Origin of the sequence: Chryseobacterium sp. MDT2-18 (assembly GCF_030815285.1) — a bacterium.
In the GTDB taxonomy this organism is placed as follows: domain Bacteria; phylum Bacteroidota; class Bacteroidia; order Flavobacteriales; family Weeksellaceae; genus Kaistella; species Kaistella salivictor.
This window is the reverse complement of sequence record NZ_JAUSWQ010000001.1, coordinates 250,489-263,380: the sequence shown is the minus strand read 5'-3', so window position 1 is coordinate 263,380 and position 12,892 is coordinate 250,489. Positions and strand designations below refer to the sequence as shown.

Below are 12,892 nucleotides of genomic sequence, written 5' to 3'. Positions count from 1 at the left end.
GGATTAAATTAAAGAAAAAGAAGGCAGTACTTTTAATAAATACAATTCTTTGAATATTAGTTTGCTCAAAATTATTTTCTAATTTTTATATTTATGAATCAGAACTAAGATTTATTGAGGGAACAGTGCGGTTTTAATGCATTTTGCCCTGAGCAGAATGAACTTATTCTAAATTTCATAACAAACTTCCTTATCTTTATAACAGCTTTAGAAAAAAAAGCCGGAAAATTGTAAATAAAATTTAAAATGTCTCCATCAAACATACCTCCGTCCGAAAGGATTTCACCAAGTTCCGTTTATTATTGCCCCATGGAATGCGAAGGCGAAAAAGTGTATTTTACACCGGGAAAACGTTGCCCAGTGTGCAATATGTATCTGGTTCCCATCGAAGAAAGAGCTGATTATCAAAACAAACCACAGACTTTTTCAAAAACAAATCTGCCTGAAAATTTCGAAAATAAAATCGGGGAATATTTTTGTCCGATGTTCTGCGAAAGCGATAAAACTTATGCCTCTGATACAGGCTGCTCGGTTTGCCACATGCATCTCGAAGAAATCACGCAGGATTTGGTAAATGCGTCATCCCATCATCATCCTCATAGCGGTGAAAAAAAAGCAGCACCAGTGATCGATCAGGTAAATAACGCAGGAAAATATTACTGTCCAATGTTTTGCGAAGGCGACAAAGTTTATGACTCCAATGTCGGTTGCCCGGTTTGTGGAATGGATCTGGTGAAAATTCCGGAAAAAGGAGAAAAAACTTCCGGTGATGGCACTTACAAACTTCTAAAAAACAAATTTCTGATTTCCTTAATTTTTACCATTCCGGTATTTATTTTATCGATGGGAGGAATGTGGTTTGAATTTCCTTTTTCTAATAAGGTACAGGGAATTTTAGAACTTTTACTATCAATTCCTGTGATTTTTTACGCGGGTTGGTTCTTATTAAAAAGAGGCTGGATTTCCTTTAAAACCTGGAATCTCAATATGTTCTCGCTGATCGCGTTAGGCGCAGCAGCCGCATTTTTATTCAGTCTGGTCGCTTTAGTATTCCCGGAAATTTTACCGCACGAAATTACCCATGGCGGAAAAATACCGCTTTACTTCGAGTCCGTTTCTGTTATATTGACTCTGGTGATTATGGGACAAATGCTCGAAGCCAGAGCGCATCAGAAAACCGGAAAAGCGATCGAGGAATTAATGAACCTTTCTCCTGATGAAGCGAATTTAATCATTAATAATGTTGAGAAGAAAGTTCCGCTTTCTGAAGTTCAAATTGGAAATATATTACGGGTAAAACCGGGAGAAAAAATTCCGGTTGACGGAAAAATAACTGAAGGGAATTCGAATGTGGACGAAAGCATGATTACGGGCGAACCGATTCCGGTAGAGAAAACTTCGGGGATGATGGTGACTTCCGGGACGATCAACGGAAACGGCAGCTTTTTGATGAAAGCCGAAAAAGTGGGCGAACAGACTTTGCTTTCGCAAATCATCAAGATGGTGAATGACGCCACCAAAAGCAAGGCTCCGATACAGAAATTAGCCGATAAAATATCGAAAATTTTTGTTCCTACCGTTATCGGAATATCCATCTTGACTTTTATTTTCTGGCGGATTTTTGGCGGAGAAAATGCCCTGATTTATGCTTTGGTCAACGCTGTTGCTGTTTTAATTGTGGCTTGTCCATGCGCGTTAGGATTGGCAACGCCGATGTCTTTAACGGTTGGAATTGCAAAAGGAGCGAAAAACGGAATCCTTATTAAGAACGCTGAAGCCCTTGAACAAATGCATAAAGTAAACGTTTTAATTACCGACAAGACAGGTACTTTAACAGAAGGAAAGCCAAAACTGGATGAAGTAATTGCTGCAGAAAATAATGATCAGAATTTGGTTTTAAAATTAGCGGCTTCCTTGAATCAGAATTCTGAACATCCACTTTCGAATGCAGTTTTAAATGAATTTAAAAAAGAGAATCAGGATTTTGAAAAGGTAGAAAACTTTAAAAACATTTCCGGGAAAGGTGTAAAAGGAATGATTAAAGGTGAAACTGTTTTACTTGGGAATTCTGCTCTTTTAAAACAGTTTAATATTGAAATTCCAGAATCTTTACAGCAAAAAATTCAGGAAAATGAAGATCAGGCGAAAACCATTTCTTTCTTAGCAAAAGGAAATCAGGTGTTGGGAATCCTCAGCTTTTCAGATAATATTAAAGAAAGTTCGAAACGCGCTATTCAGTATCTGCAAAAGAATAATGTAGAAGTGATAATGATGACCGGCGATAACGAACATACTGCAAAAGCCGTTGCTCATGAATTGGGGATTGCAAAATATTTCGCAAACTGTCTTCCGCATGATAAATTAGCAGAAATTAAACGGCTCCAGAACGAAGGGAAAATTGTAGCAATGACCGGTGATGGAATTAATGATGCACCAGCTTTAGCACAATCAAACGTAGGGATTGCAATGGGAACCGGAACCGATGTTGCCATTGAAAGTGCTCAGGTTACTTTATTGAAAGGTGATATTCTGGGCGTTGCAAAAGCAAAAATCTTAAGTGAAAAATTATTGAAAAACATCAGAGAGAATTTGTTCTTTGCCTTTGTGTACAATACGCTGGGAATTCCTGTGGCAGCGGGACTGCTCTACCCTATTTTCGGAATTCTGATGAGTCCGATGATTGCGGCGGCCGCAATGAGTTTCAGTTCGGTTTCGGTGATTTTAAATTCGTTGCGGTTGAATAATACCAACTTGAAAATCGACTAATATCATTCACCAAAAAGCCTTATTCCTATAAATGTTTTCTACTAATTTCTGAAAGAAATCTTAATAATTTCAACTTTTTAATTGAAACTCAACGCTTAAGTTGTCCATTAATATTCCTTAAAATTTTTGGGATTTTTAAGATTTGTGGCTGAATAAAAAGTGATTTATTTCAGAAAGATTTAGAACTTTCTTTCAATAACGTAATCGAGCATTAAGTGTAATGATTTCTTGGCTTCCGACTCGGGGAAACCGGCCAAAATATCTTTTGCTTTTTGCTGATATTCTTTCATTTTGCCTACCGCATAATCCAGACCGCCGGATTTTTTTACAAATTCAATGAGTTCTTTAACTCTTTTCTGGTCGTTATTGTAGCGTTTTATCGTGGTGAAAAAATACTTACGGTCTTTTTCGCTGGCAATTTTTAAAGCATGAATTAAGGGCAAAGTCATCTTCTGCTCTTTGATGTCGATTCCGACAGGTTTTCCGATAATCGTAGTCGTCAGATAATCGAACAGATCATCTTTGATCTGAAAAGCCATTCCGGTATGGGTGCCGAATTCCATCATTTTTTTGGCTAAAGTTTCATCACTGCTTGCAGAAAGTACACCGATTTCGCAACAAGCCGCAATGAGGGTCGCCGTTTTTTGGCGGATAATTTCGTAATACACCTCTTCGGTAATATCAAGTTTCCGGGCTTTCTCGAGTTGTAATAATTCACCTTCCGCCATTTCGCGAATCGTTCTGGAAATTACTGCAAGTAAATCGAAATCTTTATGATCTGTAGAAAGTAAAACCGCTTTGGATAATAAATAATCCCCGACTAAAACCGCAATCTTATTTTTCCACAACGCATTGATTGAAAAGAAATTACGGCGTTTGAAACTTTCATCAACCACATCATCATGCACCAAAGTTGCGGTATGAATCAACTCGATCATAGACGCGCCACGGAAAGATTTTTCATTCACTTCACCTACTAATTTCGCACAGAGAAATACAAACATCGGGCGCATCTGTTTCCCTTTGGTCGTCACGATAAATCGGGTAACTTTATCCAAAAGTGCCACATTGCTCTGCATCGATTCATAAAACTTCTGTTCAAAAAGTTTCATCTCTGCATTAATCGGTTTTTTTATTTCTTCTACGATGTTCGCCACAAATGATTGATAAAGGATTAGAATTTATGAATAGGCACAAAGATAATTATAAATAAAGAATATGTCAGAATTTATTGGGGCATTCAGATTGATTTATTTCAGCTTTTCAAAAGGAATAAAGTATAAGTACGGTTTTACTTTAAAAACAGGTAAATTAAATTCCTCACCGGAAATATAAATTCCTTTTTCATCAACTGCAATTCCTTCGATCTGTCCGATGCTTAAAGAACTTCCCAGGTAATATTTCTTTGGTTTTTCTTTAAAGAAAATTCCGGGTTCGGCTTCATTGAAAACAGAAAGAAACACTTCGGCTTTTTTGGTATACCCTACCAGATATAATTTGTTCTCAAAATAAGCTGCATCTGTAACAACGTAACCTGTTGAAAACGTTTCTGTTTTTTGTGCAGGCTGACTCTCTGCAATAGCGGGATCAATGGTGTAATGTGTCGTAGATTTTGAAACCCATTCTTTAGTGAAAATGTGAATTTTTCCGTTTAAAAAAATCATGGCTTCTGCATCGAAATCATTGTTTGTATTTTTCGGGGTGAAATCTTTCTGTTCGGGATAATAGAAGGAAATCTCCTGAGCGTTGATAGTGCTTGAAGCGCTAACAGCGCTGTCAAAAGGAATTTTATAAATCACTAAATCTTTCCTGGAACCGACATTGTTACCGAAATCACCAATGTACAAGTTGGCAGAATCTGAGGCAATTGCTTCCCAGTCTTTATTAATTAAATTGGTTTTAAAAACATTCTTGATTTTCCCTGAATTTCTGTCAATTTCGAAAATTTCTGAACTGTTTCCGCTATCGCTGATGGTGAAAAGACGGTTGTTGAAAAAATCCAAGCCAGAGTTTTCTTTCAGGGAATCGCCGAAAACTGCTGTTTTGTAGCGGTTAATTTTGAACCAATTATAATCCTGCTGAGCAGAAAAACTCAGTGAACACAATATCGAAAGTACAACAAAAAACTTATTCATTTACTATTTTTACTTATTCAGAGGCTGTTTACATTGTTTAAAAAACCACAGCATTCACATTGCTTTGATGTGTTCATCCACTTTTTCTTTTTAATAAAAGGAATCTGATTTTAATGAAATCATAAAGCAATCCGCCAATTAAAATTACGGACCCGAGAATTAAAGATTGGATGCCAAAATGCTCGAATAAAACGCCGCCCGAAACGCCTCCTACAAAGAACATGAAGATGATAGTAACCCTTAATTTTATAGATTTCAGTAATCTGCGTTTGTGGAATTGATCTTTATAAAAAAACAACTGAGAAAATTCGATGCCCATATCGGTAAAAAGTCCGGTTAAGTGAGTCGTGCGGACAATCGATTTCGATATGCTGGTCACCAACGAGTTCTGCATTCCCATGGCAAAAAGCAAGCTGTAAGCGATGACATCGGGATTTGTCTTTATCAGATAATTTCCCGTGAATGCAATGATTGTAAGTATGAACGCTTCGGTAATAATGGGGAAAACATAGGTTTCATTTTCCCTGATTCTGGAATAGATTTCGACCGTAAAATTGGCAAAAAAAGCACCGGAGAAAAAGGAGAAAACAAACAGCGCGACATGAAAGGCATTTTCGAAATTGAGTTTGAAAACTTCATCGACAAAAAAGGCGAAATGCCCTGTCACATTGGTGGTTAATTTCTGAACGGAGAAAAAGCCTACCACATTCACCAGGCCCGCCACAAAAGAAAGGAGCGAAGCGATTCCAAGGTTATGTCTGGGAGTTCTGGTTTTGCCGATGTGCGAAAACATTACTCACTGCTTTTATTGGCGAGTTGTCCGCAAGCTGCATCGATATCGCCGCCGCGGCTTCTGCGGATCATCACGGTAATCCCTGCTTTTTCTAACTGCCGAACGTAATTGTCTTCCGCTGCTTTATTGCACTGGTCATATTTTCCGTCTCCGATTGGGTTATATTGAATTAAGTTGACTTTGCTTGGAATTTGTTTGCAATATCTAATTAATGCTTTGATATCTTCGTCCTGATCATTGATTCCTTTCCAGACGCAGTATTCGAAAGTAATAACGTTTCCTGTTTTTTCGTACCAATATTTTAGGGAATCCATAATATCGGTTAAAGGGAATTTATCAGAAAAAGGCATGATTTCGTTCCTTTTTTTCTCAATAGCGGAATGTAAAGAAAGCGCCAATTTAACGCGAATATCTTCATCAGCCAACATTTTGATCATCTTCGGTATTCCGGAGGTTGAAACGGTAATCCGTCGTGGTGACATTCCCATTCCTTCAGGTTCCGTGATTTTTCGGATGGATTCTACAACGTTTTTGTAATTCATCATCGGCTCGCCCATTCCCATAAACACGATATTTGAAAGTGGCCGGCCAAAATATAATTTACTTTGTCTGTCGATCAACGCCACCTGATCAACGATTTCTGCAACTTCCAGATTCCGCATTCTTTTGAGTTTTGCGGTGGCGCAAAACTCGCAGTTCAGCGAACAGCCAACTTGTGAAGAAACGCAGGCTGTAGTTCTTGTTTCAGTCGGGATCAGAACAGATTCTACCAAAAGGCCGTCGTGTAATTTCACGCCGTTTTTAATGGTTCCGTCTTTCGACCTTTGAAGTTGATCTACCGAAATCGGATTGATGATGTATTCCTGTGAAATACGGTCTCTCAGATCTTTCGAAAGATTCGTCATCTCATCGACCGAATGCATGTTTTTGCTCCAAAGCCAGTCATAGACCTGCTTTGCACGAAAAGGTTTCTCGCCTAAAGAGACGAAATATTCCTGTAACTGATCGAGCGATAAAGTTCGGATGTCTTTCATAATTTGATATAAGAGCCAAGTAAAAAGTAAAAAGAGCCAAGTTTTACAATTGAATGTTCACTATGGCTCTGATATTACTTGGATTTGTTTTTCTAAGCCCTATAAGTAGCCGATTTATAACTTTGTGTTATTTACTATTGCTCCAAAGATGTTTTTTAGTTCAGTACTTTCTACTAATAATTTATTTAATTCTTCATTTTCCACTTCGTCGAGTGCTTTAATCACTCTGAGCCAATAATAAGATTCTCTTGTCTCTCGTAAAGAAATTTTAACTTTATTTTTAAAATCTGCTTTTGAAGATCCAGCCTGAGATTCTTCATAATTAGCACCAAGTGAAGTTGAAGATTTTCCCAATTGAAATCGTATTAATCGATATTCTGGATCATTTGGAAGTTTCCTTAAAAATTTCAGACAATGAATTCCAAACCAAAAGGTTCTCTCTAGTAAATCATTCTTTTTCATGATAAAAAATTTTGATTTACTAAAGATAACCTTTCTAAATTATATTAAAACTCAAGCATTTTACCTGGTTCTTTTTACTTTTTACTTGGCTCTTTTAATTTCTTAGATGATCAGCATCGCGTCACCGTAAGAATAAAATTTATATTTGTGCTTGATGGCTTCTTCGTAAGCATGCATCAGGAAATCTTTTCCTGCGAATGCTGCAACCATCATCATTAATGTAGATTTTGGCGTGTGGAAATTGGTAATCATGCAGTTGGCTACACCGAAATCGTGCGGCGGGAAAATAAATTTATTCGTCCAGCCGTGGTAAGGTCCGATTTTTTTGTTGGAAGAAACTGAAGTTTCAATCGTTCTCATCGTCGTGGTTCCAACGGCGCAAACTCTTCTGCCTTCTGCCACTGCTTTGTTGATGATGTCTGCGTTTTCCTGAGTGATAATCGCTTCCTCTGACTCCATTTTGTGTTTCGATAAATCTTCAACTTCAATAGGATTGAAGGTACCTAAACCAACGTGGAGCGTAATTTCTGCAAAATCAATTCCCTTGATTTCCAGTCTTTTCATCAAATGTTTAGAAAAGTGTAAACCTGCGGTTGGCGCTGCTACTGCACCTTCGTGTTTTGCATAAATCGTTTGGTAACGTTCAGCATCTTCAGGTTCTACTTCTCTTTTGAAGTATTTAGGAAGAGGAGTTTCGCCCAGTTCTTTTAATTTTGCACGGAATTCTTCGTAAGAACCATCGTATAAAAATCGCAAAGTTCTTCCTCTGGAAGTGGTGTTGTCTATAACTTCAGCAACCAAGCCTTCATCTTCGGTAAAGAATAATTTATTACCGATTCTGATTTTACGGGCCGGATCTACCAATACGTCCCAAACGCGGGTTTCTTTATCCAGTTCTCTTAATAAGAAAACTTCGATTTTAGCTCCGGTTTTTTCTTTATTTCCGTATAATCTTGCTGGGAAAACTTTGGTATTATTAAAGATAAAAAGGTCGTGTTCGTCGAAATAATCTACGACATCTTTAAATAATTTATGTTCAATGGTTTGAGTAGCACGGTTAAGAACCATGAGTTTTGCCTCGTCTCTGTGTTCTGATGGATGTTCTGCCAAAAGCTCTTCTGGCAAGTCAAAGTTAAAATGGGATGTTTTCATCTTTTTAAATTACGGTTTAAAAATTAGATCCGAAAAACAAAAATTTTCGGAATGCAAATATACGACATTGAAAAGGCAAAGTCAAGTATATGACGGTTTTAAAAACATTCTTGCTCTATTATGGCTATTAATGTTCTATTAATATCAATAATTAAAATTTTAAAGTGGATATAATAGTCAAGGAATTAAAGGGCTAGAATTTTAATTTTTTAGGAATCGTAATTTTTAGGTCCACATTTTTGTATTCCTTTAAATTAGTTTGACAAATATTATTGTTAAATTTTTCTTTACTTTCTGCTACGATGTAATTTCCGATTTTAGAAAGGTCATAAGTGCTGTCAGACCAATGAAGCCAGTCTGAACGGTATAATTGAATCAAATTTTTATTGGCCTTTTTTAGAGTAAGTTCCTTCTCAACCCTTGGTTTTTTTGCTCGTTTTGAAGCGTAAATTTTCAAAGAAATGATTTTTGGAGAATCAGCTGAGATTTCAGAAAATTCGTACCGGTAATTTTCATGTTTAATGATATTTTGCAACTTAGAAGTATTGACATATAAAAATTGGAATTGAATTTCGTTCCCAACTTTAGATTCTACTACTGAAAAGTGATGGGCTAAATTCCTTTCATGGTCATAAAGTGTTGCCGTAAAATCTGAATCACTCTTTCTTAACTTTAAATAATAAGAGAAATCATCTGAATTGTTATAACTAACAAACTCATTAGACCGTTTATTTTGAAGATTCGTACTCATATATTTGGTAAGAAAATCGAATTGGTAAGTTTGAGCAAAACCGAAACTGCCCATCATCAGTAACAGTAAAATAGAAATTTTTCTCATAACATGATTTTATTAGGTACCAGTACTCCATTTTATCTTTAAATGAAAATTATCAGTCAGAACAAATATAGAAATTTTGCATTGAAAAATGATGAATGGAATGATAAATGCAACGCTCCAGAAAAATCAAAATTTATTATTATGAAAAAATTATCATTGCTCACCGGAATACTGGTGCTGTTTTTCACAACAAGTTGTCGGGATATTGTGAATTCGGTTTTAGATGTCTTACCACCATTTGATGTTCCTTTTGGGGCAACAGTAGACGTTCCGTTTGCAGCTGTGAATACAGCAACATATACAAGAACTCCGGAAATCCCGATGAATATTGATTTAAATGCGAAAATTAAAGAGAATAACCCCAATTTTTCCATCAATAATCTGAAATCGGTAAAGCTCAATACATTGAGTCTGGATTACGTAAGTTCCCAAGGAGGCAACAAACTGGATGTCATCAAAAATGCCAGAATCTACGTAAAATCTCATAATCAAGCGGAACGGTTAATTGCCACCGCGTATAATAATACCAATCCAAACACGATTTCCTTTACTTTGGAAGATGCAGAGATTTTAGAATATTTCCGAACCAGCCAAAATTATTTAATCATCGAGATTCAGGCAAGCAGGATTACGGCAGATCAAATCAAAATGAAAATGAATGCAGGCTTTAAAATAAAAGTTCAGCTTTAGTGAATTTTTAAATTTGTGCTGAGTCTTTAAGCGACACATAACCTTCAAATATTTTCATTTGAAACAGTTTTCGGTAGAAGAAAAATATTGAATTTTCGTTCTACCGTAAATTGTTTTTTATTTAAACAAATGATAAATTTAAAGCACAAGCTTTATTTCATGCTTTCACTCATTTTTATGGCCGCTTATAAAAAGGTCGTCAAATAAAAATAGACAAATGAAAACATTTGTCTATTAAATTTTTGAAACAATTTGTGGATTAACCACCAAATTTATTTGCGTAATCTTTCTGCGAAGCCTGAATCACCTTTTTCGCATGTTCTGCACCGTAAACTTCGTGGATGGTACATTTTGGAGGCTCATCCGGAAGGTTTTTGTAGGTAAGGAAATAATGCATTAAACGCTTTACTTCTGCCTGAGGCAATTCGGTAATGTCTCTGAAATGACCAAAAGCGTGATCCCCTTTCATTACGGCAACAATTTTGTCATCGGCCTCGCCTTTATCAATCATTTTAAAACCACCGATCGGCAACGCTTCCATAAGCATTCCCCCGGAGTGGATATTGTGAGAGCTCAGTACACAAATATCCAAAGGATCTAAATCACCTGTGGAAACGTTTTCTGCACCGCTTTCAAGGGCAAGTTTCAGTACTTCATCATGACAGTAAGTTCTTGGAATGAATCCATATAAAGCAGGAATAATATTGGAGAATTGCTGCGGACGGTCAACTTTTAAATAACCACTCTGTTTGTCGATTTCATATTTAATGGTATCACTTGGTACAATTTCCACAAAGACATTGACAACATTTGGCGCTTCATCTCCAACAGGAATCCCGTGCCATGGATGTGCTTTAAAATTCGGTATCATTATTTTATTTTAATTTATAATTAAATTTTCTTTTCTCAGGTCTTCAATACAGGTTGAAATATAATCCTCTCCGTTCATATAATTCATCAAAAAAACTGTTTTGTAATCCTGAAGTGTACTTTCATTGCTCAGATTTTCATAGGTTTTATGGAGCAAATGCAGTATATTATTTTTACAGTTTACGACTTTATTCCAGGAGTTTTTAGTTAAATAAAGCTGTTGAGAGGCATTATAATCGAATTCTTCGTTAATGGTTTTTTCAATCAAAAACAGGTATTCGTGCGCTGCTAAATTCTCATCAAATTTGGTTACTAAATTAGCCGGCTTTATTCTTTCCAGAAAAAGGGTAATTCTTTCATACGCATGAATTCTCTGCTCCGATTGTCCTTTCACGGTTAAAAAATTAAGTTCCTGTTTTTTGAATTTGATATAGCTGTACACAAACTGTCTGGTATATATCAAAAAAGGAACTGCAATCAATAACGCAAATGCATAGGGAAAATAAGGCGATTCTATCATTGGTTTTTTCTACGGTGCAAAATTAGTGATAATTCTGTATTTCTTCCATAAATTTTTCAATAAAGTAATCCTGGTATTGGTCAAAAGTGGATATTGGTAAGAAACAGCGCCAAATCTTTCGTTAAACTTTGCCACATTCTCAACATCACTGCCCATAAAATCGAAATCTTTGCCTTCAATGAACTCCTGCAGACACTGGTCAATCATAATCGAGGGAAAATTAGGATTAATCAGGGGGTATCCATTAATAAACAGACTCAGATACCGCCGATTTTTCCCTTCATATAAATAAACAAAAGATTGAATGTCTTTTTTTAACTCGAGAATTCTAAGATGACCAATGTTTTTTCGCAATAGTTCACCGAATATTTTGAAATAAGCATGCTTGTCTTTCTCCTTATTTGTCCCTTTTATATTTTTCAAAAAGAACTCTTTATCCTCCTTCCCGTCCCCATCTTTTTTAAAATGAATATTCCCAGCCAAATCACCGATGATCCGTACATTTCTTCTCCGGTGACTGCTGTAATTTTTCTTAGCAGTTTGATAGCTTTCTTTCTTTAAAAGATATGAAGTTTTCTTTTGTACAGATCTGTTAAACTGATTATCCCCATTAAAAGCATAAATCAAAACCAGAAAATTATCCGCTAAAAAATCATAAAACTGCTCATTGATTTCAGGATGATCTGCTTTAGAAAAAACGCCTAACTGCTGACAGGTTTTTGGCATCAGAATAAAAGTAAATCCAAATTTGCGAACGTAAGAAACCGGCATTACCGCTTCATAATCTCCATAAACCAAAAGAAACCATTGGCGCTTCGATACCGTATCTAAAAATTGCCTGTCCGCAAAATCTGCATTTTGAGAGGCATTTTCCAAACAGTTTTGGTATTTTTGAAAATCAATTTCGTTATACTTCAGTTTTTTAATCATAATAAATTTTCGTCTGCAAAACTTAAATAAGAGTTTTGCGCAATAATCAAATGATCCAGCAACTGGATATTTAATATTTTGCCTGCTTCTGCGATTTGTTTGGTAATTCGTAAATCTTCTGAACTGGGTTTCAGATTCCCCGATGGATGGTTATGAGCGATAACAATTCCGGTGGCAAGATGTTCAAAAGCTGTTTTAAAAAGAATTCTGATATCGACTACCGACTGATTAATTCCTCCGGAAGACAATCTACCTTTGCCTACAATTCTGTTATTCTGATTGAGATAAATTGCCCAAAATTCTTCTGTATGCAGATCTGACAAATACGGAAGTAAGACTTTATAACTTTCGCTGCTACTGCTGATTTGCATTTTTTCAGGAACCTCCTGCGCGGCTCTTCTTCTGCCAATTTCCAGCGCAGTGGCGATTGAAATGGCTTTGGCTTCTCCTATTCCTTTAAATTTCATTAAATCAGAAATTTGTAAAAGTGACAAATTATGCCAGTTATTCCCCACCGAACTTAAAATTTTTCTTCCCAATTCTACGGCCGAATCTTCTCTGTTTCCGCTTCCCATAATGATGGCCAACAACTCTGCATCCGAAAGTGCATTTTTACCTTTTAGTAAAAACTTCTCTCTCGGCCGGTCGTCTTCTGCAAGAAATTTAATAGACATTTCAAAAGGATTTTCAGAATTAACTTTT

General features: G+C 36.2%; 13 protein-coding genes. 2 read left to right on the top strand and 11 right to left on the bottom strand.

The genetic code is table 11. From position 1 onward, the window contains the following. Positions 1–246: 246 nt before the first annotated feature. Positions 247–2,766, top strand: a complete 2,520-nt coding sequence (locus tag QF004_RS01190) for a copper-translocating P-type ATPase (protein ID WP_307421972.1) — start codon at positions 247–249, stop codon at positions 2,764–2,766. A 179-nt stretch (positions 2,767–2,945) separates the two neighbouring features. Here the strand turns inward: QF004_RS01190 and QF004_RS01185 are convergent, their stop codons facing one another. The 7 genes from QF004_RS01185 to QF004_RS01155 form a co-directional block, all read right to left on the bottom strand. After that, positions 2,946–3,923 carry a polyprenyl synthetase family protein gene (locus tag QF004_RS01185; protein ID WP_133440523.1) on the bottom strand — a complete coding sequence of 326 codons (978 nt, stop codon included), beginning with the start codon at positions 3,921–3,923 and terminating at the stop codon, positions 2,946–2,948. A gap of 93 nt (positions 3,924–4,016) precedes the next feature. Beyond that, a complete protein-coding gene (locus QF004_RS01180; protein WP_307421969.1) occupies positions 4,017–4,901 on the bottom strand; it encodes a hypothetical protein in 885 nt (294 codons plus the stop codon). A gap of 73 nt (positions 4,902–4,974) precedes the next feature. Then, positions 4,975–5,694 (bottom strand): YoaK family protein, encoded by a 720-nt coding sequence (locus tag QF004_RS01175; RefSeq protein ID WP_133440521.1) that lies wholly within the window; start codon positions 5,692–5,694, stop codon positions 4,975–4,977. Then, entirely contained in the window at positions 5,694–6,728 is a 1,035-nt protein-coding gene (gene rlmN / locus QF004_RS01170) for a 23S rRNA (adenine(2503)-C(2))-methyltransferase RlmN (protein ID WP_307421968.1), read from the bottom strand. The genes QF004_RS01175 and rlmN overlap by 1 nt, the downstream gene beginning before the upstream one ends. Positions 6,729–6,842: 114 nt before the next feature. Further along, on the bottom strand, positions 6,843–7,190 hold the full coding sequence (locus tag QF004_RS01165; protein WP_307421965.1) for a four helix bundle protein: 348 nt from the start codon (positions 7,188–7,190) through the stop codon (positions 6,843–6,845). A 102-nt stretch (positions 7,191–7,292) separates the two neighbouring features. After that, positions 7,293–8,342 carry a tRNA preQ1(34) S-adenosylmethionine ribosyltransferase-isomerase QueA gene (gene queA, locus QF004_RS01160; RefSeq protein ID WP_133440519.1) on the bottom strand — a complete coding sequence of 350 codons (1,050 nt, stop codon included), beginning with the start codon at positions 8,340–8,342 and terminating at the stop codon, positions 7,293–7,295. A gap of 193 nt (positions 8,343–8,535) precedes the next feature. After that, positions 8,536–9,180 carry a hypothetical protein gene (locus QF004_RS01155; protein ID WP_307421964.1) on the bottom strand — a complete coding sequence of 215 codons (645 nt, stop codon included), beginning with the start codon at positions 9,178–9,180 and terminating at the stop codon, positions 8,536–8,538. A gap of 141 nt (positions 9,181–9,321) precedes the next feature. Here QF004_RS01155 and QF004_RS01150 point away from each other — a divergent pair, with 141 nt between their 5' ends. After that, positions 9,322–9,870 carry a hypothetical protein gene (locus tag QF004_RS01150; RefSeq protein ID WP_307421962.1) on the top strand — a complete coding sequence of 183 codons (549 nt, stop codon included), beginning with the start codon at positions 9,322–9,324 and terminating at the stop codon, positions 9,868–9,870. A gap of 259 nt (positions 9,871–10,129) precedes the next feature. On the opposite strand, the gene QF004_RS01145 is transcribed toward QF004_RS01150, so the two are convergent. Genes QF004_RS01145 through radC form a run of 4 tightly spaced genes read right to left on the bottom strand, consistent with a single transcriptional unit; the run spans position 10,130 to position 12,864 of the window. Further along, positions 10,130–10,741, bottom strand: coding sequence for an inorganic pyrophosphatase (locus tag QF004_RS01145; protein ID WP_307421961.1), 612 nt, complete (start codon positions 10,739–10,741; stop codon positions 10,130–10,132). A 9-nt stretch (positions 10,742–10,750) separates the two neighbouring features. Further along, complete coding sequence (locus QF004_RS01140) at positions 10,751–11,260, bottom strand: hypothetical protein (RefSeq protein WP_307421959.1); 510 nt, start codon at positions 11,258–11,260, stop codon at positions 10,751–10,753. A gap of 9 nt (positions 11,261–11,269) precedes the next feature. After that, positions 11,270–12,190, bottom strand: coding sequence for a hypothetical protein (locus QF004_RS01135; RefSeq protein WP_307421957.1), 921 nt, complete (start codon positions 12,188–12,190; stop codon positions 11,270–11,272). Beyond that, positions 12,187–12,864: a DNA repair protein RadC gene (gene radC / locus QF004_RS01130; RefSeq protein WP_133440511.1), complete on the bottom strand. Its 678-nt coding sequence runs from the start codon at positions 12,862–12,864 to the stop codon at positions 12,187–12,189. Before radC ends, QF004_RS01135 begins: the two co-directional genes overlap by 4 nt. Positions 12,865–12,892: the final 28 nt, after the last annotated feature.